At 59.6% G+C, this 26,080-nt stretch carries 19 protein-coding genes and 2 pseudogenes; 5 read left to right on the top strand and 16 right to left on the bottom strand.

Features of this window, described 5'->3' with window-relative positions; all coding sequences use genetic code 11:
- Positions 1-27 precede the first annotated feature (27 nt).
- The gene (locus QCL51_RS14705; RefSeq protein WP_021784812.1) at positions 28-843 is read left to right on the top strand and encodes a sugar phosphate isomerase/epimerase; all 816 of its coding nucleotides are present in this window, start codon (positions 28-30) and stop codon (positions 841-843) included.
- 148 nt (positions 844-991) lie between these two features.
- On the opposite strand, the gene QCL51_RS14700 is transcribed toward QCL51_RS14705, so the two are convergent.
- The 5 genes from QCL51_RS14700 to QCL51_RS14680 form a co-directional block, all read right to left on the bottom strand.
- On the bottom strand, positions 992-2,317 hold the full coding sequence (locus QCL51_RS14700) for an MFS transporter (RefSeq protein ID WP_021784811.1): 1,326 nt from the start codon (positions 2,315-2,317) through the stop codon (positions 992-994).
- Positions 2,318-2,559: 242 nt separating this feature from the next.
- Positions 2,560-4,248 (bottom strand): FAD-dependent oxidoreductase, encoded by a 1,689-nt coding sequence (locus QCL51_RS14695; protein ID WP_021784810.1) that lies wholly within the window; start codon positions 4,246-4,248, stop codon positions 2,560-2,562.
- 41 nt (positions 4,249-4,289) lie between these two features.
- Positions 4,290-4,610 carry an NIPSNAP family protein gene (locus QCL51_RS14690; protein WP_003250862.1) on the bottom strand — a complete coding sequence of 107 codons (321 nt, stop codon included), beginning with the start codon at positions 4,608-4,610 and terminating at the stop codon, positions 4,290-4,292.
- Complete coding sequence (locus tag QCL51_RS14685; protein ID WP_021784809.1) at positions 4,595-6,328, bottom strand: FAD-dependent oxidoreductase; 1,734 nt, start codon at positions 6,326-6,328, stop codon at positions 4,595-4,597. Before QCL51_RS14685 ends, QCL51_RS14690 begins: the two co-directional genes overlap by 16 nt.
- Before the next feature lie 4 nt (positions 6,329-6,332).
- Positions 6,333-7,142 (bottom strand): shikimate dehydrogenase, encoded by an 810-nt coding sequence (locus tag QCL51_RS14680; RefSeq protein WP_338443590.1) that lies wholly within the window; start codon positions 7,140-7,142, stop codon positions 6,333-6,335.
- Between the two features lie 156 nt (positions 7,143-7,298).
- On the opposite strand from QCL51_RS14680, the gene QCL51_RS14675 reads away from it, so the two are divergent.
- Positions 7,299-8,069: an IclR family transcriptional regulator gene (locus QCL51_RS14675; protein ID WP_021784807.1), complete on the top strand. Its 771-nt coding sequence runs from the start codon at positions 7,299-7,301 to the stop codon at positions 8,067-8,069.
- A 131-nt stretch (positions 8,070-8,200) separates the two neighbouring features.
- Here QCL51_RS14675 and QCL51_RS14670 read toward each other — a convergent pair whose 3' ends face one another.
- The 10 genes and pseudogenes from QCL51_RS14670 to QCL51_RS14625 form a co-directional block, all read right to left on the bottom strand.
- Positions 8,201-8,458, bottom strand: a complete 258-nt coding sequence (locus QCL51_RS14670; protein ID WP_003250871.1) for a PAAR domain-containing protein — start codon at positions 8,456-8,458, stop codon at positions 8,201-8,203.
- Entirely contained in the window at positions 8,455-9,348 is an 894-nt protein-coding gene (locus QCL51_RS14665; RefSeq protein WP_338443584.1) for a hypothetical protein, read from the bottom strand. Before QCL51_RS14665 ends, QCL51_RS14670 begins: the two co-directional genes overlap by 4 nt.
- 2 nt (positions 9,349-9,350) lie before the next feature.
- Positions 9,351-12,340 (bottom strand): annotated as a pseudogene (locus QCL51_RS14660) (T6SS effector BTH_I2691 family protein).
- A complete protein-coding gene (locus tag QCL51_RS14655; protein ID WP_101196512.1) occupies positions 12,337-13,227 on the bottom strand; it encodes a DUF6708 domain-containing protein in 891 nt (296 codons plus the stop codon). Before QCL51_RS14655 ends, QCL51_RS14660 begins: the two are co-directional and overlap by 4 nt.
- A 2-nt stretch (positions 13,228-13,229) precedes the next feature.
- Positions 13,230-13,658: pseudogene (locus QCL51_RS14650) on the bottom strand (hypothetical protein); the annotation flags it as partial.
- Positions 13,659-13,690: 32 nt separating this feature from the next.
- Positions 13,691-14,584, bottom strand: a complete 894-nt coding sequence (locus QCL51_RS14645) for a DUF6708 domain-containing protein (RefSeq protein WP_157829282.1) — start codon at positions 14,582-14,584, stop codon at positions 13,691-13,693.
- A gap of 4 nt (positions 14,585-14,588) precedes the next feature.
- Positions 14,589-17,579: a T6SS effector BTH_I2691 family protein gene (locus QCL51_RS14640; protein ID WP_338443581.1), complete on the bottom strand. Its 2,991-nt coding sequence runs from the start codon at positions 17,577-17,579 to the stop codon at positions 14,589-14,591.
- Complete coding sequence (locus QCL51_RS14635; RefSeq protein WP_084850697.1) at positions 17,576-18,469, bottom strand: hypothetical protein; 894 nt, start codon at positions 18,467-18,469, stop codon at positions 17,576-17,578. The genes QCL51_RS14640 and QCL51_RS14635 overlap by 4 nt, the downstream gene beginning before the upstream one ends.
- On the bottom strand, positions 18,469-21,462 hold the full coding sequence (locus tag QCL51_RS14630) for a T6SS effector BTH_I2691 family protein (RefSeq protein ID WP_338443577.1): 2,994 nt from the start codon (positions 21,460-21,462) through the stop codon (positions 18,469-18,471). Before QCL51_RS14630 ends, QCL51_RS14635 begins: the two co-directional genes overlap by 1 nt.
- A 332-nt stretch (positions 21,463-21,794) precedes the next feature.
- Positions 21,795-22,082 carry a hypothetical protein gene (locus QCL51_RS14625; protein ID WP_021781717.1) on the bottom strand — a complete coding sequence of 96 codons (288 nt, stop codon included), beginning with the start codon at positions 22,080-22,082 and terminating at the stop codon, positions 21,795-21,797.
- Between the two features lie 164 nt (positions 22,083-22,246).
- Here QCL51_RS14625 and QCL51_RS14620 point away from each other — a divergent pair, with 164 nt between their 5' ends.
- The 3 genes from QCL51_RS14620 to QCL51_RS14610 all read left to right on the top strand — a co-directional run bounded on the left by QCL51_RS14620 (position 22,247) and on the right by QCL51_RS14610 (position 24,708).
- The gene (locus QCL51_RS14620) at positions 22,247-22,675 is read left to right on the top strand and encodes a DUF2231 domain-containing protein (protein WP_021781716.1); all 429 of its coding nucleotides are present in this window, start codon (positions 22,247-22,249) and stop codon (positions 22,673-22,675) included.
- Positions 22,672-23,964, top strand: coding sequence for a sorbosone dehydrogenase family protein (locus QCL51_RS14615; RefSeq protein WP_021781715.1), 1,293 nt, complete (start codon positions 22,672-22,674; stop codon positions 23,962-23,964). The genes QCL51_RS14620 and QCL51_RS14615 overlap by 4 nt, the downstream gene beginning before the upstream one ends.
- Positions 23,965-24,126: 162 nt before the next feature.
- Positions 24,127-24,708, top strand: a complete 582-nt coding sequence (locus tag QCL51_RS14610; RefSeq protein ID WP_021781714.1) for a hypothetical protein — start codon at positions 24,127-24,129, stop codon at positions 24,706-24,708.
- Positions 24,709-24,710: 2 nt separating this feature from the next.
- On the opposite strand, the gene QCL51_RS14605 is transcribed toward QCL51_RS14610, so the two are convergent.
- Entirely contained in the window at positions 24,711-26,060 is a 1,350-nt protein-coding gene (locus QCL51_RS14605) for a cation:proton antiporter (protein WP_338443575.1), read from the bottom strand.
- Positions 26,061-26,080: the final 20 nt, after the last annotated feature.

Here is a 26,080-nt window from a genome sequence, read left to right as displayed (position 1 = left end):
CAACCTTACTATTGCTGGTGATGATAAATGACTGATCGAATTTTTTCCCTCGCGGCCCTGACGGTGCTCGAGCTGTCTCCACCGGACATGGTCGAGGCCGCCGCCCGAGCGGGTTACAGCCATGTCGGCCTACGGCTGGTACCCGCCACCGAACAGGAGCGGCATTTCCCGCTGGTAGCCGATGCCGAACTGCGCCGGCAAACCCAGGCGCGCCTGCGCGACACGGGTATCAAGGTGCTCGACCTGGAGATCCTGCGCCTTGAACCGGCAACCTGTGTGGCCGACTTCGAAGCGATCCTGGCGGTGGGCGCCGGGTTGGGTGGCACTGAATTGCTGGTAGCGGGCAACGACCCCGACGAAGCGCGCCTGACCGAACGCTTTGCCGCATTGTGCGAGCTGGCGGTGCAATACGGCATTCACCCTCACCTGGAGTTCATGCCCTGGACCGACGTACGTGACCTGCGCCAGGCCATGCGGGTCGTGGCCAACGCCGACCGTGCCAATGGCTGCGTACTGGTAGATGCCTTCCACTTCAACCGCTCCGGCTCTTCACTGGACGACCTGGCGCAGCTGAAGCCGCAGCGCATGCGCTATGCCCAACTGTGTGACGTTGCTGGTCCGGTACCGGCCGACATGGACGAGATCCTGCGCCAGGCGCGTAACGAGCGACGCTTCCCGGGTGATGGCGATGCCGATCTGGTTGGCCTGTTGCGCGCCTTGCCGCCTAGCGTGCCGCTGAGCCTGGAAATCCCCACGCGGCAATTGCTGGAGCAGGGCATCAGCGGCGAGCAGCGCGCGCGCATGGCGCTGGAGAAAGCCCAGGCGGTGTTGGCCGCGGTCTGATCGAGCGAACGTGGCGCATGGCACCGGCTACGCCACGTTCGCGAGTGAACCCACACCGAACGCTGCATTGTCGTTGTCCGCTTCTCAAGAAACTCCAAGCCAAAAAAAGGGCCCGCAAGGGCCCCGTAGAGGTAAGTGACTAGCGCTCTCAGGCGCTCTCGACCTTGCGCGGTGCCATGACATACATCCACACCAACGCCAGGAAGTACATGGCGGGGATCATGGTAAACAGCACGGCATAGTTGTTGTTGGTAGCGGTCAGCACGCTGCCGACAATCTGCGTCATGAACATCCCGCCAATTGCCGCACACATGCTGCCGAAGCCGAATACGGTGCTCACCAGGTGCTTGGGTGTGTAGTCCATCACCAGGCTCCAGATATTCGCCGTCCACGCCTGGTGCGCGCCTACCGCGATCGAGATGGCCGCCACCGCGACCCACAGCCCACTGGCGTTGGCGGCAAAGATGACGCTGAGCATGGTGCAGGCAAAGATCAGCATGGACACCAGCCGCGCTGTCGTGGCACGCACGCCACGGCCGATCAGCCACGACGACAGGATGCCACCCCCGATGCTGCCGAAGTCTGCCGTCAGCCAGATGATGATCAACGGGATGCCCATCTGGGTCACGTTGATGCCGAGGCTGTATTGCTGGTTCAGGAACGGCGGCAGCCAGTACAGGTAGAACCAGAACACTGGCGCGGTCATCGCATAGGCCACTGCAAAAGCCCAGGTGCCACGCAGGCGCAGGATACGGCTGAACGGCACGCGGGTCGGCTCGGGCTCATCATCCTGCTGGATGTACTGCACCTCGCTCTGACGCACGCGGGGGTGGTCTTCAGGGTTGTAGTACTTCAATACCCACAGCACGACCCACACCAGGCCCAGGCTGCCCATGGCGATGAACGCAGCCTGCCAGCCCCACACAGCCAGGATCAGCGGCAACAGCGCAGGGGTGACCATGGCGCCAACATTGGTACCGGCGTTGAACAGCCCCGTTGCAATGGCCCGCTCACCCGCCGGGAACCACAGGCGCACGGTCTTGACGCAGGCTGGGTAGTTGGCGGCCTCGGTCAGGCCGAGGATGAAGCGGCAAACCATGAAACCTGCCGCCGAGGTGGCCAGGCCGTGGGCACCCGTGGCCAGGCTCCACAGCAGTACAGCGAAGAAGAAGGCCCGTTTGACCCCGACCTTGTCGATCAGTCGGCCTTGCAGCAGAAAGCCGATGGCATAGCCGACCTGGAACCAGAAATTGATGTTGGCGTAGTCCATCGCCGTCCAGCTCATTTCCTTGGCCAGCACGGGCTGCATGATGCCGAGGGCGGCGCGGTCGATGTAGTTCAGGGTGGTGGCGAAGAACACCAGGGCGAGCATGCCCCAACGGGTCTTGCCGACGCCGAAGGCGCCGCGGAGCTTGTCGCCGATCGAGCCCTGGGACATCCGGGGCGCGGCGGGGGGGATCTTGGAGTGGTTCATAGACTGCTCGTTTCTTGAAATTGTATTCAGCTGCGGTGCTACGGGTGCGTGATCGTTTCCCAGGCAGGGGGGGCACGCAAGGCCGGTGCATGGTGAGCAGTGAAGACGGCAGCGTCAATTCGAGAGACGGGCTACTGTTCGGTTATCGAACGGTTGCGTTGGCCGGCGGGCGCGGCAGGTATTCACGTCACTGAAGGGTAGAAGGCTTTGGCCTTGGTTGCCTGATGCGCGCAAAACCGACATCAATGATGTGCACAGCCCCCGCTCAACGCTCTACCGGCCAGATACCCGAAGGTCATCCCTGGCCCAAGGGTAATGCCGCCGCTCGGGTAGTACCCACCCATCACGCTGTGCATGTCGTTACCCACTGCAAACAACCCGGGTATCGGCTGCCCTTCGTGGTCCAGTACGCGGGCTGAGGCGTCTGTGTCCAGGCCGGCGAAGGTGCCAAGGCTGCCTGGCAGCAGTTTCACCGCATGGAACGGCCCCTTCAGCAACGGCCGAAGCGACGGGTTAGGTGCCTGCTGCGGGTCGCCTTGGGCCCGGTTGTAGGCCGATGCGCCACGTAGAAAGGTTGGGTCTTCACCTTGTGCCGCATGATGGTTGAAGCCCTCCACCGTGCGCTGCAACTGCTCGGCGTCGATCCCGCAGCGCTGCGCCAGTTGCGCCAGGGTAGCGCCGCTGTGCAAATAGCCACTGCGCTGATAGAAGCGGGTAGGGAAGGGAAAGGGCTTGGCCCAACCCATGCCATAGCGTCGTTGCGCAGCATGGTCGCAGATCAGCCAGGCCTCCGGCTGCTCAGCCTGCGGCGTGGCGGCGAAAAGCGCGTTCATGAAGTCGTGGTAGCAATCGGCTTCGTTGACGAAGCGCCGACCATCGCGGCGCACGGCGATGAAACCGGGCTTCGCGCGGTCGATCAGGTGTGGAAAATGGCCGAAATGGCCATTGCCGCGCGGTACCTGCGATACCGGCGCCCAGGCGCCCCCGTGGGCGCCTGCCGCAGACACCTGGCCACCCGCCTGTTCGCCCAGGCGCAAACCGTCACCGCTATTCTCCCTGGGCGCAGCGGAGTAATGCTGGTCACCGTCCGGCGCGTGCGGCATCAGTTGCGAGATACGCTGGCGATCATGTGGGAAACCACCGCACGCCAGCACCACACCACGCCGTGCGTAGATCGTTTGGCCGTCGGCAAACAGCGCGCCGTTGACCCGTTCTTCGCACAACAACAGTCGGCTGGCCGCTTTCTCGGTCAGCAATGTCACGCCACGATCAAGGGCGCTGCGCAGCAGGCGCGCTACCAGCGCGTTGCCATTGACCAGATGTAGGCCGCGACGGTGCAGCAGCAGGTCTCGGCCATGGCGCAACAGGCGCTTGCCAACATGCAGCGCTGCCTTTGGCGAGCGTGTGGTGTTGAAGAAGGCAGCCATGTCGGCACCTCCGGCAATGCCCATGCCGGCCAGGCTGACGATGTCCAGCGGCGGGCGCAACTTGTGCAGCCAAGGCCCTAGCCGTCGCCCGTCGTAAGGTAATGCACACAGCGAGCGACCGCCGCGTGCACTGCCATCGCCTTCACGCATGTCGGGCATACGGCTACCGCACTGGAACTGCACGGCAGTGTGTTGCTGGAAGAACGCCACCATTTCCGGACCATGGCGCAGGAAGGCGCGTTGACGCGGGTCCAACTCGCGGGTGTGGGTTTGCGCACGCAAATAGCGCTCCGGGGCATCGTCGGCTTCGACGATGCCTTCGGCGATGGCCAGAGGGTTGCGCGGTATCCACAACCAGCCCCCCGACCAGGCGCTGGTGCCGCCCAGCTGGCTGGCTTTTTCCGCGACGACCACTGTCAGGCCATGATGCGCGGCGGTTACGGCGGCAGCCAGGCCTGAGGCGCCGGAGCCGATGACGAGTACGTCACATTCAAGGGGGGGCATGGAAGGGGTCCGCTCGGCTGTTGGAAGAGGTGGTGTGTGGCTTACTGCAGCGGTGAGAAACCGGTCGGGCGCAGCAGCCGCGATTGCAGGCGCAGTACCGCGCCCAGCTCGCGGTTGCGTCGCGAGAATTCCGCCCAGCGCGAGTCTGCCGCCATGGCTGCGCGGCGCGCCATGCGGTCGTCGAGGCTGGCATAGCCCCAGATGTGCACCACTTGGTTGACGTCGCCGAACTCGCTGGTGAAAAAGCCCACCAGGTTGCCCAGGTGTTCGCTCTGCACCTCGAGTGCGTGGCTTTGGTACAGGGCCAGCCAGTCGGCCATTTTCAAGGGGTCGAGGGTGTAGGTTCTCAGTTCGTAGTACATGCCGGGTTCTCCGTATGGGTAGCCGGCGCCTGCAGGCGCGCGGTGATGTGGTTGGCAGCAAGCCAGCCGAAGGTGAGGGCAGGGCCCAGGGTGATGCCGGGGCCGGGGTAGGTGCCCTTCATCAGTGAGTTCATGTCGTTGCCGACCGCATACAGCCCGGGAATGGGCAAACCGCTGCGGTTCAGCACGTTGGCATCGGCGTTGGTCACCAGACCACGGGCTGAACCGAGGTCGCCGGTGTGAATGCGGATGGCATAGAACGGCCCCTTGGTCAGGGGGGCCAAGCATGGGTTGGGCGCATGTTGCGGGTCGCCCATGTAGCGGTTGTAACTGTTGCCGCCTTTGCCAAATGCGCGGTCGATGCCATTGCCGGCATCGCTGTTGAACTGTGCAAGTGTTTGCGCAAACACCTGTGGATCGACGCCGATGGCCAGGGCCAGTGCCTGCGATGTGGTGGCCCGATACAGGTAGCCTGCGTCGATCAACGCCTGGTTGTTGACGGGCTTGGGCCGCGCCAGGCCAAGCCCGTACCGGTTCATTGCCTCGGCATCGCAGACCAGCCAGCAGCTGGCAATGCCGTTGGCGAACATGGTGTGCACGAAGTGGTGGTAGGAGTCGGACTCGTTGACGAAGCGCCGCCCGGCTTGGTCTACCGCAATTACGCCCGGCTTGGCGCGGTCGGTGACCAGGTGCGGGAAGCGCTCACGTTCACCATCGGCATGACGTAGTTCGGAAACCGGTGCCCAGAAGAAGTTGGCCGCCAGGCTCTCGCCCTCGGCTGCTGCCACGGCCTGGGCAAGGCGCAGGGCGGCTCCGTCGTTTGCCGGTGGTGACATGGTCAGGTGCGGCGCCTTTTGAGCAGGGCGGTAGCTGGCGGCCATTGCGCCTGCTGCGAATCCGCCCATGGCGCACACCACGCCACCACGGGCCATTACCCGCTCACGGCGGCCCTCGCGCTGTACGACCACGCCCGTGATCACGCCGTGCTCGGCGATCAGCTCCACGGCCTCGCTGCGTAACCACAACTGCGTGCCGTGGGCGAAGGCGCTGGTGGCCAGGCGGGCGATCAATGCGTTGCCAGTGGTAAGCCGGGTGCCGCGTGGGTGCTGCAGGCGGTCGCGCGCGTAACGCGCCATCAGCTTCAGGCAATGCCACAGCGACCTGGGTGAGCGGCGAATGCTGAGGAAATGCTGGATATCCACCCGGTTGACCATCATGCCGCCGAACAGCAGCATGCCGGGCGGTGGCATCTGCAGGTCCTTGAAGCGTGTGCCCAGGTGTTTGCCGTCGTATTCGACCATTTCCAGCGCCCGACCGAACTGAGTGGCGCCGGGTGCATCCGGGTAATAGTCGGGTGAGAGTGGGCGCAGGGCATAACGCAGTTCGGTGTTCTGCTCCAGCCAGCGCAGCGCTTGGTGACCATGCTCGATGAAGGCATCGCCCAAGGCGGGGTCGTAGCCGTCGCCGATGACCTGCTTGAGGTAGGTGCGCATTGCCTCGGGAGAATCCTTGGCGCCGGCGTCACGGGCTTGGTCGGTGCCATACAGCCACACCGCGCCGCCAGAAATCGCCGAGGTGCCGCCAAAGCGTTCGGCCTTTTCCACCACCAGCACCTTTAGCCCCCGGCGGGATGCTGTGGCGGCAGCGGCGAAACCACCGGCACCGCTGCCCAGCACAACCAGGTCGAAGCTGTTGCGTGTGTGCTCCAGAGTCGTCATAGCCTCAGATCTCCGACGGCGTGACGCCCATGAAGGCGCCAAGATGGCCCAGTTGGGCGAAGGCCATTTCAGGGCCAGTCTGGACCTTGCAACCTACTTGCCGCGCGCGGTTCAGCAGCGGGGTTATCTCGGGTGAGGTGACCACGTCGGCGACCAGGGTGTCTGGCAGCAGGGTGGCCAGTAGGGCGGCGGACAACGGTAGCTCTGCGCGGGTACCCATGCCGACCGGGGACGCGTTGGCCACCAGGTCGAAGTCTTCCAGCCCACTGAACTGTGTGCTGACCGTGAGCCCGGGGAAGCCGTTGCCGAGCAGTTCGCATACAGCACCCATGCGTGCTGTGGTGGGGTCGCTGAGGGTAATGCTGGCGATCCCTGCCTCAGCCAGTGCATAGGCAATGGCACTGCCAACACCGCCGCAACCGATCACCAGTGCCCGTTTGCCCGCCGGTTTGAAGCCATGCTTGTGCGCAGCGCCGAGGAAGCCGGCGCCGTCCACGTTGTCGCCCAGCAGGCGTCCGTCGCGCTCGCGACGTATCACATTGACCGAACCCAGGGCAGCTGCGCGCGTGCTCAGGCCGTCCACGCGGTTGGCCAGCGCCTGCTTGTAAGGCACGGTGACCACGCAACCGCGTAGGTTCTGCCAGCCACGCAGGGTATCCGCAAAGCTGTCCAGCGCCGCCTCGTGCAGGTCGATGGGCAGCATGGCGAGGTTGCAGTTGTTGTGGTTGAACCAGGTGTTGAAGTTTTCCGGGGACTTCACCTGGGCGATGGGCGAACCGACGATGGCGACCAGTTCAGTGGAACCTCGAATCATGCTGACCTCCTTATTGGCGTTGTTATGGAGGTAAGGGTGAGGCAGATGGGCGCGGGCAACAATGCGTCAAGCGGCCACTTAATGCGATAATCGCAGTCATGATCCGGTTATCGCAGTAATCGGCTGTTTTTGTTCCTCTGGTAGCGAGTCGAATGCATGAACACACCTGTCATCCATCCCCGTGACCTGATCGCGGGCTTGCAGAAAGGCCTGGCGCTGATGCAACTGTTCAGCGCCGAGCAGCCGCGCCTGAGTGTGCCGCAGGCGGCCAGGTTATCTGGCCTTACGCCCAGTGCGGTGCGGCGGTTTCTGCTGACCTTGGTGCATGAAGGCTTTGCCGAAACTGACAGCCGTGAGTACTGGCTGACCCCCAAGGCCTTGCGTATCGGCCAGGCTTATGTGGACTCGGCGCAACTGCCGCGCATGCTGCGGCCGATTGTTGAACAGGTGGCGCGCCAGACCCAGGAGCACGTATCGGTGGGTACCCGCGATGGCGATGAGATCATCCATCTGGTGCGTAGCCGGTATAGCCATGTGGCGTCTTTGTCGATCAGGCCGGGCTCGCGGGTACCCATGTATTGCACGGCCAGCGGGCGGGTCTGGCTGGCCTGGCTGGATGAGGGGGAGCGAGACGAATACTTTGCCCGTCACCCGCTGCGGGCGTTGACGCCTTACACATTGACAGACCGGGCGCAGCTGGACGCTGAGCTGTTGCGCGTGAAGGGGCAGGGGTTCTGTATCGTTGATCAGGAGTATGAAATCGGTATGCGGGTGCTGGGGGTGCCATTGCTGGGACGGGCCGGTCAGTTGAAAGCCACGCTGACCATCACGACTCATGCTTCGCGGTTGAGTATTGATGAGATACGGTTGCGGTATTTGCCGACCCTTTACGAGGCACAGGCGTTGCTTCGGCCAGTGCTGGATTGACGCAGATATGGCGCAGTTTGCGGGCTGGCGCCATGCGTGTGAGAACGGGGCACCCGCGAAGCAGCCGCTGGACGACCCCAACCGGATGACTGACAGGCTTCAGTATCCGGCTCAGTGACCGATAGTGGCTTTCAATCAATGAGCCAACCCTGGTCCCCCTCGATCAAAGTCCCTCCATGACTGGTAGTGTCACCCTCCCTTGCTGCGGGGTGGCCCTCGATGATTGTGCAGGCAGCGCCGGTTTCGATAACGGCGCCACAACTGATGCGATCGCCCACACGAGCGACGGCCTTGCCATCCACGAATGTTGCATTTGCGCCGGTTTCCACAGTGCCTTCGCCATGGAGCGGGCAGCTATGACGATGGCCTACCAGTACGATGGGTTTCATTTGCGCTTCCTTTTGCCGGGTTGAATGGGGGCTTCCTCAAATGCTTCGGGTGGCGGTGGCGCTGCTCGGACGTTGAACAGCCGGCAGATGCCATACCAGCAGAGGGCGACGGAGAGGTTGTAGGGAAACAGCACGGCCCAGAACGGCAATTGCCAGTTCTTTTTACCCTGCATTTCACCGGGCTCGCCGGTTCGCCAGGGGGCATAGTGGCGCCAGGCTTCTGCCGGGGTCAGGCAGATGGCGTGCAGTGGCTTGTGCCACCAGTTGGGTTCACCGGGCGGGGGGAGTTTGTTCGGGCCGTGGTCCATGAAGTGGCGCAGGTATTCCCACACTTCGGCCACATGCTTGACGCCGGGCTCGGTGGGTTCGTTGCTGTCGACCCAGAGGCAGTCTTTTTGGTGCAGGCTGCCGTCTACCCGGCGGGGGGCGAAGGCGAGGGCATAGATGGTGCTGAATGATGAGCCGCCGTATTCCGTACGCTTAAAAATACCACCGCCGGTATTGCTCCACTCAAAGACCAGTACCTTGCTTAAACGTTGATAGTAGATTTTTTGGGTCGCCCGATTGAAGCAGAAGCTTGATAAGCGTTTTATGAAATATATTCGATAAATGAGGAAAGGTAGGAAAGTGAAAGGCATAAGCAAGAATCCAGTCGCTAATAATGGAGCGGTTTCGTACATGCGCCATATATCCCTGGATAGTAAATATGGGTAAAAGCCGGCAATTGACAGAACAGTTATCGCGCAATACAGCTTTCCCATGAAGACAGAGTCTGTGACCCATGGATTCCTTAAGCATAAAATGGTGTCGGATAAGCTTAATAGTTGCCCTGTGATAGAGGGCTTGTGTCCAGAGTCTGACATTGAGTTGAATATCCAGATGGTTGCCATGGTCAGCGCTCCAGACGAAAAATTGACAGGGTCTCATTGTCTTCGTCCAAGCCTTGATTGGCGTTGTAGGTTAGATGAAGTGAGACATGATTTTGGTTGGCGAGGGTGTTTTCGAAATTTAGAACTAAGCCAGCATCTACGAGGTGGCCGGTCGGGCTGATTGGGAAAACGTCAATTCCGTGGTTGTCACGGACGGAGCTCAAACTTCCTGACCATTCACTTACGCCTAGCCTGAATGCAGGCAGCAGCACTGTGAACTCTACGGTTGGTTGGGGGTGGCTACTTCGTTATGTGTGATAGCTGTCCAATTTGGCGGCGACCAGTGGTTATTCTGATGCCATCGGGTGTCGGCTTTAGTTATGCCCAGGGATAGGGCCTGCTCGGCGGATAGTAGCTTGGGCCCGTAATGTTCATTGTGCCAAGCCTTAATTTCTGTTTGCAGTGAGGTGAAAGCAGGAAGTTTCTTGTCAAAGTCCAAGTTGATGTCGGCGTGCGACTCTCCATCATTGATGCGATTGCCGAATATGCTACGTGCTGCCCACAGTTCTATTGGGCTGTGAAGGCGTTCATGTGCCTTGGCGTGTAGGTAGAGGCCTCCTGCGATGATGGCTACGCCTACGAGGACAAGGGCAGCGGCGGCCCATCCGGCAAAGGGCACAACCGATGTCACGCCTGCAATTGCAAGTCCTGCTTCAAGGACGACAGCGGAACCAATAGCCATGGTGAACCCACCCGCCACAGTGTAACCGGCTGCAGTTAGATCACCATTTTCGTACTGTCGTAGCGCCTTAGTACCGTCCGCGAAAAAACCCAGTGCAATCGCCGGGTATCCGGCTAAACGCGCAAACAAATTGCTACTCAAGAACTTGATAATCCCATTGCCAAAGGCCATGCCCGGCGCTGTGGCACTTAATCTCAGCATGACGGCCTTTTGCGTTGCCCGTACGCTGACCAATGTCGCCGCCGCTGCACCAATCACCCCGAAAACAGATGAAGCGAACCCCAGGGTGTATTCCGGTGTGTCGCTCTTCTGCAGGCTGTTGTAGGCCGTCTTGAGCGATAAGATGTTGAACCACAGCATCCCCGCGTTTAAACCACCACCACCGCCCGAGGTGAGCAGCCCGAGAAAGCTAGGTTTAACACGCGCAGTGGTGGTCAGCTCGATGGACACCGTGCGGCTTCCTGATATGCGCAACGCTTTCATCTCTTCAACCTGCGCCATGCCGCTCTTCAAATACCGCTGCACCTCCTGGCTAAAGGGATTTTCCGTAATGGCCTGCTCGGTGATGCGATAGCGCGCCGCCAACAACCCCAGTGCTTTATCGGCATTGGCCTCACGCGCTGCCAACTGCACCTGCCGCCGAAGGCCATGGCTGGCATCCCAGCGGGTCTGCCCGCGCAGGCGCTTGAGCACCACGGTATTGACCGACTGGGCGGTGAGGTCGGTGATGTCTGCCATGGCCGGGAAGCGACCAGCCAGCCCTTCGATCACGTTGTCGCTGGCGCCGAACAAGGTGCCGATCGAATCGGCTTTGTCCTTGAACGGGTTGAACGGTGCCAAGGCGGTGTAAAGCGGGCTGTCGTGCTGGTCCAGCCATTGCTCCAGGCGTTTGAAGCGTCGGTCATGATCTTCGGTGCCGGGTGTCGGCTGGCCCATTGGGTGAATCAGCAACGCCAGTGAGATTTCCAGACCGCGGGCGGAGGTGCGTTCGTCGCGGTCGTAACAGGCCAAGGCGGCTGCCAGGCTGTAGGGGTTATCGATGTGTTGGGATTCGGCCGTCGCCAGCCAGGCGTCATGATCGTTGCTGGCTTGCAAGGCCAGGTTGCGCAGGGCGGCAATACGCCGTTCCAGCGCGTCGCGTTCGGCGAGGAAGCGTCGGTATTTGTCGACATCGAGGCGCTGTGCCAGGCGTGCACCATTGGGTGAATAGTCTTCATGGGTGAGGGCCTGGAAATGGGACTCGGCCGGCGACAGGGCGGGCCCCCGGCGTGACGTGCCAAGCCTGAACGCGGCCAGTTCTGGTGAAGGCGCATCCGCCGGGTACAGGCTTTCCAGCGTCTTGTTCAGCAGCATGGCGACTAGGTTGCGATGGTGAAAGTCGCGGCTCTGCGGGCTGAGCTGTTCGGCATCCAGCCGGTAGCATGCCGGCACGCGCTCCTGCTCGGGAGGCTGGGCGGGTTTTGTGTGTTCCAGTTGCTCGGCCGGCATCAGGTCGCGCAGTTGATGCTGGTAGGCCGAGACCGACAGGCTCAGGTCCAGGGCCATGCCTTCGGCGTCGGCGAGCGCCACCACCACCGGCACTTTCGGTTGGGTCCAGGGGTAGTGGCGGGCGATGGCAGTGAGGTTGCCGATGGGCAAAGTTTCGGTGACCGGGTCGCTGCTCCAGGTCAGCGGCATGCGCCGCTCTGTCGGTTTGAAGTCTTCGACCCAGGTTTGCAGGGCACTCACTGGCAACACATGGGGCTGGGTGGACGGCGCCTGGTTGCCGCTCACCAGGTCGGCCATGTCCAGCTGGCGCATGTGCCGTTTGCGCAGGGCTGGCGAACCGGTGATACGGGCGGTGATGGCGTTGGTCCACAGGTGCGGGCTGTAGCCGATCCACACTTCCTTGGCGGAGTCCTGACAGGTGTCGGCCCACACCCAGCCCATGCTCTGGCCGGACAGGTAGCGCTCACGCCGGTGGTAGTCCTCCAGCCCTTGGTAGCGCAGCTCCTTGTAGAGGCCCGCGCCGACGTGCTCATGAATGACCAGCTTTTCGCCCTGAGGGCCTTTCATGAACACGTAGACATAACCTGGGCGCAAAGCGCGGAGGGTATAGGCCGAGTGCTGCAGCGTGGGGAAGTCTTGTTCCAGGTTGAAGCCTGCATCGACATAGCGGCAGGCGGGGGCGTCGCCGGTGCGGGGCACGATGGCGTAGCGCACTGGCAGGATGGGTACGCGTGCGCTGCAGGCAGGGCCGGAGGTGGCGCTGCTGACGGAGGCGTCGCTCATGTACGCTTCCTTTGGGTTGAATGAGCTGGGGCCTCCTCAAATGCTTCGGGTGGCGGTGGCGCTGCTCGGACGTTGAACAGGCGGCAGATGCCGTACCAACAGATGGCTACGGAGAGGTTGTAGGGGAACAACACGGCCCAGAACGGCAATTGCCAGTTCTTTTTGCCCTGCATTTCACCGGGCTCGCCGGTTCGCCAGGGGGCATAGTGGCGCCAGGCTTCGGCCGGGGTCAGGCAGATGGCGTGCAGTGGCTTGTGCCACCAGTTGGGTTCACCGGGCGGGGGGAGTTTGTCCGGGCCGTGGTCCATGAAGTGGCGGAGGTACTCCCATACCTCGGCGACATGCTTGACGCCGGGTTCGGTGGGTTCGTTGCTGTCGACCCAGAGGCAGTCTTTTTGGTGCAGGCTGCCGTCTTCGCGGCGGGGGGCGAAGGCGAGGGCATAGCTGGTGCTGAACGATGAGCCGCCGTATTCGGTGCGTTTGAAGATGCCACCTCCTGTGTTAGCCCATTCAAACACAAATACCTTGCTCAAACGTTGGTAGTAGATTTTTTGGGTTGATCGGTTGAGGCAGATAGTTGATAAGCCCTTTATAAAGAAAATTCGATAAGCTAGGAAAGGAGTAAACACGAAGGGGGTTATTAATAATAAAAGCATCATTAAAATGTCTTCGTTGTAAAGTTTCGAGATGTTAGGGGGTAGATAGGGGTAAGTGCCTGCCAGTAGTGTGATCGTCATTGCGCAGTATAATTTTCCCATAAACACGGAATCTGTTATCCATGGGTTTCTCAGGCACAAGGTAACCTCGGATACGTTTGCCAACTGCCCTCCAATTGCAGGAGGGTGTCCGGAGTATGACGTTGAATTGAATATCCAGATGGTTGCCATGATCAGCGCTCCAGGCGAAAAGTTGAAAGGATCTCATTATCTTCGTCCAGGCCTTGATCGGCGCTGTAAGCTAGATGCAGTGAGACATGATTTTGGTTGGCAACCGTGTTCTCGAAATGCAAAATTAATCCAGCGTCTACGATGTGTCCGGCTGGAGTGATTGGGAATACGTCAATTCCGTGGTCGTCACGGAGGGAACTCGAACTTCCTGACCATTCACTTACGCCTAGCCTGAATGCAGGCAGCAGCACTGTGAACTCTACGGTTGGTTGGGGTGTGGCTACTTCGTTATGTGTGATAGCTGTCCAATTTGGCGGCGACCAGTGGTTGTTCTGATGCCATCGGGTGTCGGCTTTAGTTATGCCGAGGGATAGGGCCTGCTCGGCGGATAGTAGCTTGGGCCCGTAATGTTCATTGTGCCAAGCCCTAATCCCGGAGGTAGCGCTGCTGGGGGAGGCGTCGCTCATGTACGCTTCCTTTGGGTTGAATGAGCTGGGGCCTCCTCAAATGCTTCGGGTGGCGGTGGCGCTGCTCGGACGTTGAACAGGCGGCAGATGCCATACCAGCAGATGGCGACGGAGAGGTTGTAGGGAAACAGCAGGGCCCAGAACGGCAATTGCCAGTTCTTTTTGCCCTGCATTTCACCGGGCTCGCCGGTTCGCCAGGGGGCATAGTGGCGCCAGGCTTCGGCCGGGGTCAGGCAGATGGCGTGCAGTGGCTTGTGCCACCAGTTGGGTTCACCGGGCGGGGGGAGTTTGTCCGGGCCGTGGTCCATGAAGTGGCGGAGGTATTCCCATACTTCGGCGACATGCTTGACGCCGGGTTCGGTGGGTTCGTTGCTGTCGACCCAGAGGCAGTCTTTTTGATGCAGGCTGCCGTCTTCGCGGCGGGGAGCGAAGGCGAGGGCATAGCTGGTAGTGAAGGAGGAACCACTGAATTCTGTGCGACTGAAAAGACCGCCTGCGACTTGGCTCCAGTCAAATATTATGAGTTTTTTGAATCGCTTATAGTAGATTTTCTTTGTGTGTCGATTTAAATATATGTTCGATAAGTTTTTTATGAAAAGTATTCTGTAGGCTAAGAATGGGGTAAAAATAAAGGGGAGTGAGATCAGGATGGCAACGAAAATGTCGCCGCCGTTGATTGAGTAGTCTATATTTTCATTAATGAGATTGTAACATGATAATATCCAGGTAAATAGAAACATGGCAGTGTAGATTTTTCCCATGAATACAGAATCGGACACCCAAGGGTTGCGCAGGCTTAAGTGTGAACTGGTTGTTTGTATAAGTTGTCCGGAAATTTTTGGCTTGAATCCTGAATTGTGGGCTTGATTAAAAAGCCAGATAGTCGCCATAGGTTTAGCGTTCCAGATGAATAGTGGTAGTAGAAGGAGTGTCGTCATCCAGTCCTTGGTTGGCATAGTAAGTAATCGTTAGCGTGGCAGACCTGATTTGTCTAGCATCAGTTTTGTAATGAAGTAATAAACCTGCTTGGGTGATATGGCAGTCAGGGGTTATTTGGAGTGGGGTTGTCTGCCTGTCGAGATTCTGGCTCACTAAACTCCCTGACCATTCGCTTTGACCTAATACGAATTCTGGTAAAAGTATAGTTAGCTCGAGTGTTGCGTTTTGTTTAGTGGCCTGGGTATGGATAATTGTTGCCCAGTCAGGTGTTGGCCATTTGTTATTTATATCCAAATGTGTCGTTAGGGCGCCTAAGCCGAGCTGCTCAGAGTACGGTGTCAACAATGCTTTCGGTGAGAAAAATTCAATCTGCCATGACTTGATTTCTTCGTGGATGTGGCGAAAGGGTGGCAATTTTTTATCAAAGTCTAACTTTATATTCTCCCGTATTTCTCCATCGTTTTCCCTTGTCCCGAAGATGCTTCTGCTGGCCCATAATTCTAAAGGGCTATGAAGGCGGGAGTGAGCTTTTGAGTAGAGGAATAGACCTCCACCGATCAAAGTTGCTCCGATCAGGGCGATTCCAGCTGCTGTCCAGCCTGCAAAGGGAATGAGGACTGTCGTGCCTGCGATGGCAAGGCTTCCTTCTAGAACAAGAATCGAACCTAAAGCAGTAGTCGCGCTGGCGGCCGCTGTATATAAGCCTGAAATAAGATTGCCGTTCTGCCATTGACGTACTGCCTTAAAAATATCTGAGGAAAACCCAATTATTATCGCCGGGTAGCCTGATGCCCGCGCGAAAAGATTACTCGTCAGAAAGTTGATGATGCCGTTACCAAAGGCCATGCCTGGCGCCGTTGAGATCCACTTCAACATCATGGCCTTTTGCGTCGCCCGCACGCTGACCAATGTCGCCGCCGCTGCACCGATTACCCCGAAAACAGATGAAGCGAACCCCAGGGTGTATTCCGGTGCATCGCTCTTCTGCAGGCTGTTGTAGGCCGTCTTGAGCGATAAGATGTTGAACCACAGCATCCCCGCGTTTAAACCACCCCCACCCCCGGAAGTGAGCAACCCAAGGAAGTTGGGTTTCACCCGTGCAGTGGTGGTCAGCTCGATGGACACCGTGCGGCTTCCTGATATGCGCAACGCTTTCATCTCTTCGACCTGCGCCATGCCGCTCTTCAAATACCGCTGTACCTCCTGGCTAAAGGGATTTTCCGTAATGGCCTGCTCGGTGATTCGATAGCGTGCCGCCAACAACCCCAGTGCTTTATCGGCATTGGCCTCACGCGCTGCCAACTGCACCTGCCGCCGAAGGCCATGGCTGGCATCCCAGCGGGTCTGCCCGCGCAGGCGCTTGAGCACCACGGTATTGACCGACTGGGCGGTGAGGTCGGTGATGTCTGCCATGGCCGGGAAGCGACCAGCCAGCCCTTCGATCACGTTGTCGCTGGCGCCGAACAAGGTGCCGATCGAATCGGCTTTGTCCTTGAACGGGTTGAACGGTGCCAAGGCGGTGTAAAGCGGGCTGTCGTGCTGGTCCAGCCATTGCTCCAGGCGTTTGAAGCGTCGGTCATGATCTTCGGTGCCGGGTGTCGGCTGGCCCATCGGGTGAATCAGCAAGGCCAGTGAGATTTCCAGACCGCGGGCGGAGGTGCGTTCGTCGCGGTCGTAACAGGCCAAGGCGGCTGCCAGGCTGTAGGGGTTATCGATGTGTTGGGATTCGGCCGTCGCCAGCCAGGCGTCATGATCGTTGCTGGCTTGCAAGGCCAGGTTGCGCAGGGCGGCAATCCGCCGTTCCAGCGCGTCGCGTTCGGCGAGGAAGCGCCGGTATTTGTCGACATCGAGGCGCTGTGCCAGGCGCGCGCCATTGGGGGAATAGTCTTCATGGGTGAGGGCCTGGAAATGTGACTCGGCCGGCGACAGGGCGGGCCCCCGGCGTGATGTGCCCAGCCTGAACGCGGCCAGTTCTGGTGAGGGGGCATCCGCCGGGTACAGGCTTTCCAACGTCTTGTTCAGCAGCATGGCGACCAGGTTGCGATGGTGAAAGTCGCGGCTCTGCCGGCTGAGCTGTTCGGCATCCAGCCGGTAGCATGCCGGCACGCGCTCCTGCTCGGGAGGCTGGGCGGGTTTTGTGTGTTCCAGTTGCTCGGCCGGCATCAGGTCGCGCAGTTGATGCTGGTAGGCCGAGACCGACAGGCTCAGGTCCAGGGCCATGCCTTCCGCGTCGGCGAGCGCCACCACCACCGGCACTTTCGGTTGGGCCCAGGGGTAGTGGCGGGCGATGGCAGTGAGGTTGCCGATGGGCAAGGTTTCGGTGATCGGGTCGCTGCTCCAGGTCAGCGGCATGCGCCGCTCTGTCGGTTTGAAGTCTTCGACCCAGGTTTGCAGGGCACTCACTGGCAACACATGGGGCTGTGTGGACGGCGCCTGGTTGCCGCTGACCAGCTCGGCCATGTCCAGCTGGCGCATGTGCCGTTTGCGCAGGGCTGGCGAACCGGTGATACGGGCGGTGATGGCGTTGGTCCACAGGTGCGGGCTGTAGCCGATCCACACTTCCTTGGCGGAGTCCTGACAGGTGTCGGCCCACACCCAGCCCATGCTCTGGCCGGACAGGTAGCGCTCACGCCGGTGGTAGTCCTCCAGCCCTTGGTAGCGCAGCTCCTTGTAGAGGCCCGCGCCGACGTGCTCATGAATGACCAGCTTTTCGCCCTGAGGGCCTTTCATGAACACGTAGACATAACCTGGGCGCAAAGCGCGGAGGGTATAGGCCGAGTGCTGCAGCGTGGGGAAGCCTTGTTCCAGGTTGAAGCCTGCATCGGCATAGCGGCAGGCGGGGGCGTCGGCGGTGCGGGGCACGATGGCGTAGCGCACTGGCAGGATGGGTATGCGTGCGCTGCAGGCAGGGCCGGAGGTGGCGCTGCTGACGGAGGCGTCGCTCATGTACGCTTCCTTTGGGTTGAATGAGCTGGGGCCTCCTCAAATGCTTCGGGTGGCGGTGGCGCTGCTCGGACGTTGAACAGGCGGCAGATGCCGTACCAACAGATGGCTACGGAGAGGTTGTAGGGGAACAGCAGGGCCCAGAACGGCAATTGCCAGTTCTTTTTGCCCTGCATTTCACCGGGCTCGCCGGTTCGCCAGGGGGCATAGTGGCGCCAGGCTTCGGCCGGGGTCAGGCAGATGGCGTGCAGTGGCTTGTGCCACCAGTTGGGTTCACCGGGCGGGGGGAGTTTGTCCGGGCCGTGGTCCATGAAGTGGCGGAGGTATTCCCATACTTCGGCGACATGCTTGACGCCGGGTTCGGTGGGTTCGTTGCTGTCGACCCACAGGCAGTCTTTTTTGTGAAGGCTACCGTCCTTCCTAGGCGGGGCAAAGGCAAGTGCATAACTAGTACTGGAGGATGAACCGCCAAACTCTGTGCGCTTAAATACCCCTCCCTTGATATTGGTCCAATCGAATGAGATAAGTTTTTTGTTGCGTTGGTATATAATTTTTCCAGTTGCGCGATTGAGGTAGATGTTTGACAGATTTTTTATGAAGAATATCCTGTAGGCGATGAATGGTGTAAATATCAGTGGTGCAACAATGTATTGTGCGAGTGAGTGAAGGTCCGCTAGCGCCGACTTTCTAAAATCCGTATCTATGATATCCGGGTAGATATAGGCTGCTAACCCTAATGTCATGGCGGTATATAGTTTTCCCATGAATACGGAGTCGGATACCCATGGGTTTACGAGCGATAAGTGATGTTTGTTTATGGTTAATAGTTGGCTTGAGATATGTGGAGTGAACTGAGAGCGTGCGGAAGGTGTGAAAATCCATGAAATGGCCATTATTGTTCCCCAAGTTTGAAAATCTGGGAGGAGCCTGCTTGTTCGTCTAAGCCTAGATTTGGCAGATATTTGATGTTCAGTTTAATATGGCGGTGGTTTCGAATTTGATTCTTGAAGTGGAGTATCAGTCCGCCCCTAATTTCATAGCAGTCTGGTGTGGCTGGGAATACAGATATGCCATTGTTCTCGAGTTGACTACTAAGGCTGGCTTTCCATTCGCTCTGGCCCAATAGAAATCCCCGTAGGAGGACTGTAAATTCAGCAGTAGGGGGGATGCTAGAAACTTGATTGTGTGTGATGGCAGTCCAGTTTGGAGTAGTCCATGTGTTTAAGTCAGTCCATTTGCTGTCCAGATGCCCTAGGTCAAATAGTTTTGTCTCTTTTTTTGAAAGCAGCGAGGGTGAGTAAAATACCTGATGCCAAGCGTTGATTTCGTCGTTAATGTTGACGAAGGTTGGAAGTTTCTTGTCGGTATCTAAAATTATGTCTGGTCGGCTTTCACCGTCATTGAGACGGTTCCCAAATATACTTCGACTGGCCCATAGCTCTATAGGGTTGTGAAGGTGTTCGTTGGCTTTCGCATGGAGGTAGATGCCTCCAGCTATGATCGCAGCGCCTAATAGGACTACTGCAGCTGCAGTCCACCCTGCAAAAGGGATAAGTGTTGTGGCGCCTGCAATAGCTAATCCACCTTCTAATACCAAGACAGAGCCTATTGCGACCGCGCCCCCGCCATAGAAAGTTAAATCAGAAGCGGCAGTATTACCGTGCATCTTCTGTCTTTGGGATTTTTTATAGTCAGAGGCGAATCCTAGGAAAATAGCCGGGTAACCGGACAACCTTGCGAACAAATTGCTTCCTAGGAGCTTGATTAGACCGTTACCAAAGGCCATGCCCGGCGCTGTGGCACTTAATCTCAGCATGACGGCCTTTTGCGTTGCCCGTACGCTGACCAATGTCGCCGCCGCTGCACCAATCACCCCGAAAACAGATGAAGCGAACCCCAGGGTGTATTCCGGTGCATCGCTCTTCTGCAGGCTGTTGTAGGCCGTCTTGAGCGATAAGATGTTGAACCACAGCATCCCCGCGTTTAAACCACCCCCACCCCCGGAAGTGAGCAACCCAAGGAAGTTGGGTTTCACCCGTGCAGTGGTGGTCAGCTCGATGGACACCGTGCGGCTTCCTGATATGCGCAACGCTTTCATCTCTTCGACCTGCGCCATGCCGCTCTTCAAATACCGCTGTACCTCCTGGCTAAAGGGATTTTCCGTAATGGCCTGCTCGGTGATTCGATAGCGTGCCGCCAACAACCCCAGTGCTTTCTCGGCATTGGCCTCACGCGCAGCCAACAACACTTGCCGCCGCAAGCCATGGCTGGCATCCCAGCGGGTCTGCCCGCGCAGGCGCTTGAGCACCACGGTATTGACCGACTGGGCGGTGAGGTCAGTGATGTCTGCCATGGCCGGGAAGCGACCGGCCAGCCCTTCGATCACGTTGTCGCTGGCGCCGAACAAGGTGCCTATCGAATCGGCTTTGTCCTTGAACGGGTTGAACGGCGCCAAGGCGGTGTAAAGCGGGCTGTCGTTCTGGTCCAGCCATTGCTCCAGGCGTTTGAAGCGTCGGTCATGATCTTCGGTGCCGGGTGTCGGCTGGCCCATTGGGTGAATCAGCAACGCCAGTGAGATTTCCAGACCGCGGGCGGAGGTGCGTTCGTCGCGGTCGTAACAGGCCAGTGCCGCAGCGAGGCTGTAGGGGTTATCGATGTGTTGGGATTCGGCCGTCGCCAGCCAGGCGTCATGATCGTTGCTGGCTTGCAAGGCCAGGTTGCGCAGGGCGGCAATGCGCCGTTCCAGTGCGTCGCGTTCGGCGAGGAAGCGCCGGTATTTGTCGACATCGAGGCGCTGTGCCAGGCGTGCACCATTGGGTGAATAGTCTTCATGGGTGAGGGCCTGGAAATGTGACTCGGCCGGCGACAGGGCGGGCCCCCGGCGTGACGTGCCAAGCCTGAACGCGGCCAGTTCTGGTGAAGGCGCATCCGCCGGGTACAGGCTTTCCAGCGTCTTGTTCAGCAGCATGGCGACCAGGTTGCGATGGTGAAAGTCGCGGCTCTGCGGGCTGAGCTGTTCGGCATCCAGCCGGTAGCATGCCGGCACGCGCTCCTGCTCGGGAGGCTGGGCGGGTTTTGTGTGTTCCAGTTGCTCGGCCGGCATCAGGTCGCGCAGTTGATGCTGGTAGGCCGAGACCGACAGGCTCAGGTCCAGGGCCATGCCTTCGGCGTCGGCGAGCGCCACCACCACCGGCACTTTCGGTTGGGTCCAGGGGTAGTGGCGGGCGATGGCAGTGAGGTTGCCGATGGGCAAAGTTTCGGTGACCGGGTCGCTGCTCCAGGTCAGCGGCATGCGCCGCTCTGTTGGTTTGAAGTCTTCGACCCAGATTTGCAGGGCACTCACTGGCAACACATGGGGCTGTGTGGACGGCGCCTGGTTGCCGCTCACCAGGTCGGCCATGTCCAGCTGGCGCATGTGCCGTTTGCGCAGGGCTGGCGAACCGGTGATACGGGCGGTGATGGCATTGGTCCACAGGTGCGGGCTGTAGCCGATCCACACTTCCTTGGCGGAGTCCTGACAGGTGTCGGCCCACACCCAGCCCATGCTCTGGCCGGACAGGTAGCGCTCACGCCGGTGGTAGTCCTCCAGCCCTTGGTAGCGCAGCTCCTTGTAGAGGCCCGCGCCGACGTGCTCATGAATGACCAGCTTTTCGCCCTGAGGGCCTTTCATGAACACGTAGACATAGCCTGGGCGCAAAGCGCGGAGGGTGTAGGCCGAGTGCTGCAGCGGGGCGAAGCCTTGTTCCAGGTTGAAGCCTGCATCGACATAGCGGCAGGCGTGGGCGTCGCCGGTGCGGGGCACGATGGCGTAGCGCACTGGCAGGATGGGCACGCGTGCGCTGCAGGCTGGGCCGGAGGTGGCGCGGCTGACGGAGGCATTGGTCATGCGAGCTCCTTGCTCAGAGAGACAGTCTTTTCGAACCAGAGACGCACTGCGGCAACTTTCAGTACTGACAAGACTGAAATACCGTTATTCATACTGTGCTGGATTTCAGGCTCGAATCTATGCTGTAAGAAGTTTCCTACTTATTTGCTGAGATGAGCGGGTGATCAAGTATCTGGAATTCAAGTGAAAGACAATGCCTCGATCGCTGCTTTTGGGTCGAGGCTGAAAGTGTAAGATTTTATTTGAGCGTATATGTATCGCGTTCGCGAAATATCGTGTGAAAAGTTGCAGTGTTTTTGTAGGAAGTTTCGTACTTTAAGATTGTTATATGTTCAGTTTTTGCACTTGGCCAGCACTACCTGGCAAGTCCTGGGCGTGCCTCCCGAGCGGCTGGCATAACGTACGCAGTTGTTCAGCGATTTCTGTTGCGCAATGCTCAATGTATTGCCCCAGGCCAGGCCGCCTTCACCGATAGTGGGGACGGCCTTGGCGAAGCAGTTGGAGCCCACTGCAGGCGTGGCGTAGCGTGCCTGGCTGGCTTTACTGGAGCAACCAGTGGTAAATGCCAGGCTGAGGCAGAGCAGGGTAGCCAGTGCCCAGGACGCATGTGGTCTGCTCATGTATTCCCCTTCTGCGCTTGGCAGCAAATGCCTTGCAGGATATTTCATTACAGCGAAGCGGTGAACTATCTCGGCGTCAATAGGCTCCTTTGCTAAGCGCACCCTGCGCTTACCTGATGGCGCAAGACCATCAGCCCTTGGTCACTGAATGAAAAGGAGGCAACGTGACCGCATCTGATCAAACCCTCTACCGCTGTACGCCCAGCCCACTGCATGCCTTGCTGCTGGCAGGTAGTGTGCCGTTGTTCCTTGGCGCACTGTTGAGCGATATCGCCTACTACAACAGCTACCAGATCCAGTGGAGCAACTTCGCCGCCTGGCTGATCGCCGGTGCCTTGGTGTTCTGTGGGCTGACACTGTTGTTCGCGCTGGCCAACCTGATCCGCGCCGAGCGTAAGGGCGGGCGCGCTACGTTGTACTTTGTGCTGCTGCTGGTGACCTGGGTGCTTGGGCTGATCAATGCCTTTGAGCATGCCAAGGACGCCTGGGCGGTGATGCCTTCCGGGCTGGTGTTGTCGGTCATCGTGACAGTGCTCGCAGTGGTGGCCGCCTGGATCGGTTTGAGCAACCTGCGTTCAGGAGGTGTGGCATGAAGCCTTTGCATGCATTTAGCCTGTTGGGTGTGGCGCTATTGCTGAGTGCCTGTGGTGGCGACGGCGAGCCGACCCAGGCCCACGGCCCGGATCCGAAGCTGCCGGAACCTCAGCGCGGCTTGCTGCCGAGCATGAAGATTGCGCAACCGGCTGCCTGGGGCGAACTGAAACCGACCGTGCCGGAGGGCTTCAGTGTCACCGCCATCGCCACCGGCCTGAAAATCCCGCGCCAGAGCCTGGTGCTGCCCAATGGTGACATTCTGGTGGCTGAGGGCAGGGGTGGCAGCGCGGCCAAGCTCAAGCCCAAGGATGTAATCGCCAGCCAGATCAAGGCCAAGGGCAATACCCAGGTCAAGGGTGGCAACCGCCTGACCTTGCTGCGCGATGCTGACGGCGATGGCAACTACGAGGTACAGGCCGTGTTTGCGGATAACCTCAATGCACCGTACGGCTTGGCCTATGCCAACGGTAAGGTGTATGTAGCCAACCAGGATGCGCTGGTGCGCTTTGACTACAAGGAAGGCCAGACCCAGGCCGACGGCCCGCCAACCAAGGTCACCGACCTGCCGGCCGAGATCAACCACCATTGGACCAAGGCGCTGACCATCAGCCCGGATGGCCGCTACTTGTATGTGGGGATCGGCTCGAACAGCAACATCACAGAGCGCGGCCTGGAGGTAGAGATCGATCGGGCCATGGTCTGGCAGGTCGATGCCGAGACCGGCGCACACCGGCCCTATGCCACCGGCTTGCGTAACCCGACGGCATTGACCATTCAGCCGCAGACCGGGCAGTTGTGGACGGTGGTCAACGAGCGGGATGAGCTGGGCCCCGACCTGGTGCCGGACTACCTCACTTCGGTACGTGAAGGGGGCTTCTATGGTTGGCCTTACAGCTACTGGGGGCAGCATGTGGATGAGCGGGTGCGGCCGCAGAACCCGGACAAGGTGGCGGCGGCGATCAAGCCGGATTACAGCCTGGGTTCGCATGTGGCTGCACTGGGTGTCGACTTCTCGACCTCGGCAATGGGCGAGCGCTTTGCCGACGGTGTGTTCGTGGGCGAGCACGGCAGTTGGAACCGCCCCAACCCGGTGGGGTACAAGGTGATTTTCGTGCCGTTCAGCAATGGCAAGCCTGCTGGGGAACCCATCGACTTCGCCACGGGCTTTCGCGGTGAGGATGGCAAGACCCGGGGGCGACCGGTTGGCGTGACGGTGGACCCACGGGGAGCGTTGATCATTGCCGATGACCTGGCGAATACGGTGTGGCGGGTGACGCGTAATCGCTGAAATGCCAGGCGCCCTTAAAAATTTGCATTCACAAGTGCAGTTTTTCTACGACGAATGCGGGGCGCCCTCAGAGGGCCAGCAAAGCGGCAGGTAATGGCTATGCTTGATAGCGCGTGAACCTTTCACGCGCCTATTCGGACTTGATCACAGGGAAGCACGCCTATGAACCCCATTCGTACTCTCGCTCGTGCTGTAGCCCTTGCCACGTTGGCCTCTGCTGCCAGCTTCACGGTGCAGGCTGCCGGTATCCCCATCGGGAGCGAGGCGCTGGAAAGCCATGTCACCACGCAGGTAACGGCTATCGATCTGGCCACCCGCCAGGTCACGGTGAAAGGCCCTGACGATAAGAAGGATGTGACGTTCCAGCTGACCGAAAAGGCCAAGGCGCTGCCCAACCTGAAAGTCGGTGACCAAGTCGACATCTACGTGACACGCGCGGTGGCCTATGTGCTCAATCCGGACGTGGGTGGGGCGCCGAAAGCGACTGAAGAGTCCGGTACCATCCGTGCAACCGAGCAAAACCCCAACCCGGGCGGCGAGGCGTTCCGCCAGGTCAAGGTTACCTCTCAGATCAAGAAGATCGACCTCAACACGCATGAGGTGAGCTTGTTGCCACCGGAGGGCAAGCTTCAGGTGGTCAAGGTCGAGAATCCAGACCTGCAGAAACGCATGAAGAACCTCAAGGTTGGCCAGACTGTCGACGCGATCTACACCGAAGTACTGCGCGTCGAAACCTCGCGCTGACCTCAGCCGTTGCTGACCTCGGTTGCCCCCGGGGTCGCATGCGGGGCGCGGGTGCGTGCGGTCAACAAGCGAATCAGCGGCGATGCGATGAAGGTACTGATGATGGCCATGATTACCAGCAGCGTGAAGTACTCCTTGGGCAGCACGCCTAGGTCATAGCCAACGTTCAGTACCACCAACTCCATCAGCGCCCTGGTGTTCATGCATACACCGATCAATGCCGAATCGCGGCGATTTTCGCCCAGAAGGCGGCTAGCCCCATAAGCACCGAAGAATTTGCTGGCAAAGGCCACCAGGCAGATCAACAGGCAGTTCCACAGAGCGGTGTTGCCCTCAAGGGCGCCAATATCGGTGCGCAGGCCCGTATAGGCAAAGAAGATCGGCAGGAAGAACGCATTGACCACGCCGCTGACCTTGGCATTCCACTGTTCGACGAAGGTGCGCTGGGTATGCAGCGCTACGCCAAGTATGAAACCGCCGATGATCGAAAATACCCCGATCAGGTTGGTCACTGTCGCACTGGTCAACAGAATGATCAGCATCAGCGATATCCCTTGGGTCGACAACGGCCGGCGCTGCAGGTCGCCGATTATCCAGCGCAGGACCAGTGGCCGTACCAGGGCGATCACGACGACGAAGAACAACCCGAGCGCCAGCAACCTCGCCAGAGAGGTCCAGGGATTGAACTGCGAGGCGATCAACGAAGTGACGCCGCCCAGGATCAGCCAGCCGCATACATCGTCGATTGCTGCCGCGCCAATGGTGAGCGTGGCGACCCGAGAGCGGGATAGGCCAAGCTCCATGAATATCCGTCCCAGGATAGGCAGTGCGGTGATCGACAGTGCCGTGGCAAAGAACAACTGGAAGGCTAGCAGTGAGGGTTTGTCCCCGCTGATCTGCTGCCAGAAGTACTCGGCAGTGAGCATGCCGCTGGCAAATGGCACCAGCAGCCCTCCCATGCTGATGACGATGACCGAACGCTTGCGGCCCTTGAGGTGTGTGCCGAACTCGAACTCCAGGCCGACCTGGAACATCAGCAGGATCAGGCCGATCTGCGCGGTGACCACGAAGGCAGTGGCCGTTTGCGGTACGAACAGCGCGGCCAGTTGCTCGGGGAAGAAATAGCCCAGCAGGCTCGGGCCGAGCACCAGCCCGGCAAGGATTTCGCCGGCGACCGGCGTCTGGCCCAGGCTGCGGGTGCTGAACCAGGCGATCAGCCGCGAGACGCTGAAGATCACGATGAGTTGCAGCAGAAACATCAGGGTCAGGTGCTCCGCCTGGGAACCTACGGCTGACTGGGCCTGGGGTGCCGGCGTGAGTTGCACGGTACTGGCATGAATGGCGTTGGACATGATGAAGTCCCGAAAATAAA

Source organism: Pseudomonas sp. LTR0 (genome assembly GCF_036630035.1).
In the GTDB taxonomy this organism is placed as follows: Bacteria; Pseudomonadota; Gammaproteobacteria; order Pseudomonadales; family Pseudomonadaceae; genus Aquipseudomonas; species Aquipseudomonas putida_Y.
Note: the sequence above shows the minus strand (reverse complement) of the source record. Positions and strands in the feature narration are given on the sequence as shown.

Coding starts and splice junctions, on each gene's coding strand:
- QCL51_RS14705 (WP_021784812.1), top strand. CDS start 28: ATGACTGATCGAATTTTTTCCCTCGCGGCCCTGACGGTGCTCGAGCTG.
- QCL51_RS14700 (WP_021784811.1), bottom strand. CDS start 2,317: ATGAACCACTCCAAGATCCCCCCCGCCGCGCCCCGGATGTCCCAGGGC.
- QCL51_RS14695 (WP_021784810.1), bottom strand. CDS start 4,248: ATGCCCCCCCTTGAATGTGACGTACTCGTCATCGGCTCCGGCGCCTCA.
- QCL51_RS14690 (WP_003250862.1), bottom strand. CDS start 4,610: ATGTACTACGAACTGAGAACCTACACCCTCGACCCCTTGAAAATGGCC.
- QCL51_RS14685 (WP_021784809.1), bottom strand. CDS start 6,328: ATGACGACTCTGGAGCACACACGCAACAGCTTCGACCTGGTTGTGCTG.
- QCL51_RS14680 (WP_338443590.1), bottom strand. CDS start 7,142: ATGATTCGAGGTTCCACTGAACTGGTCGCCATCGTCGGTTCGCCCATC.
- QCL51_RS14675 (WP_021784807.1), top strand. CDS start 7,299: ATGAACACACCTGTCATCCATCCCCGTGACCTGATCGCGGGCTTGCAG.
- QCL51_RS14670 (WP_003250871.1), bottom strand. CDS start 8,458: ATGAAACCCATCGTACTGGTAGGCCATCGTCATAGCTGCCCGCTCCAT.
- QCL51_RS14665 (WP_338443584.1), bottom strand. CDS start 9,348: ATGGCAACCATCTGGATATTCAACTCAATGTCAGACTCTGGACACAAG.
- QCL51_RS14655 (WP_101196512.1), bottom strand. CDS start 13,227: ATGGCAACCATCTGGATATTCAATTCAACGTCATACTCCGGACACCCT.
- QCL51_RS14645 (WP_157829282.1), bottom strand. CDS start 14,584: ATGGCGACTATCTGGCTTTTTAATCAAGCCCACAATTCAGGATTCAAG.
- QCL51_RS14640 (WP_338443581.1), bottom strand. CDS start 17,579: ATGAGCGACGCCTCCGTCAGCAGCGCCACCTCCGGCCCTGCCTGCAGC.
- QCL51_RS14635 (WP_084850697.1), bottom strand. CDS start 18,469: ATGGCCATTTCATGGATTTTCACACCTTCCGCACGCTCTCAGTTCACT.
- QCL51_RS14630 (WP_338443577.1), bottom strand. CDS start 21,462: ATGACCAATGCCTCCGTCAGCCGCGCCACCTCCGGCCCAGCCTGCAGC.
- QCL51_RS14625 (WP_021781717.1), bottom strand. CDS start 22,082: ATGAGCAGACCACATGCGTCCTGGGCACTGGCTACCCTGCTCTGCCTC.
- QCL51_RS14615 (WP_021781715.1), top strand. CDS start 22,672: ATGAAGCCTTTGCATGCATTTAGCCTGTTGGGTGTGGCGCTATTGCTG.
- QCL51_RS14610 (WP_021781714.1), top strand. CDS start 24,127: ATGAACCCCATTCGTACTCTCGCTCGTGCTGTAGCCCTTGCCACGTTG.
- QCL51_RS14605 (WP_338443575.1), bottom strand. CDS start 26,060: ATGTCCAACGCCATTCATGCCAGTACCGTGCAACTCACGCCGGCACCC.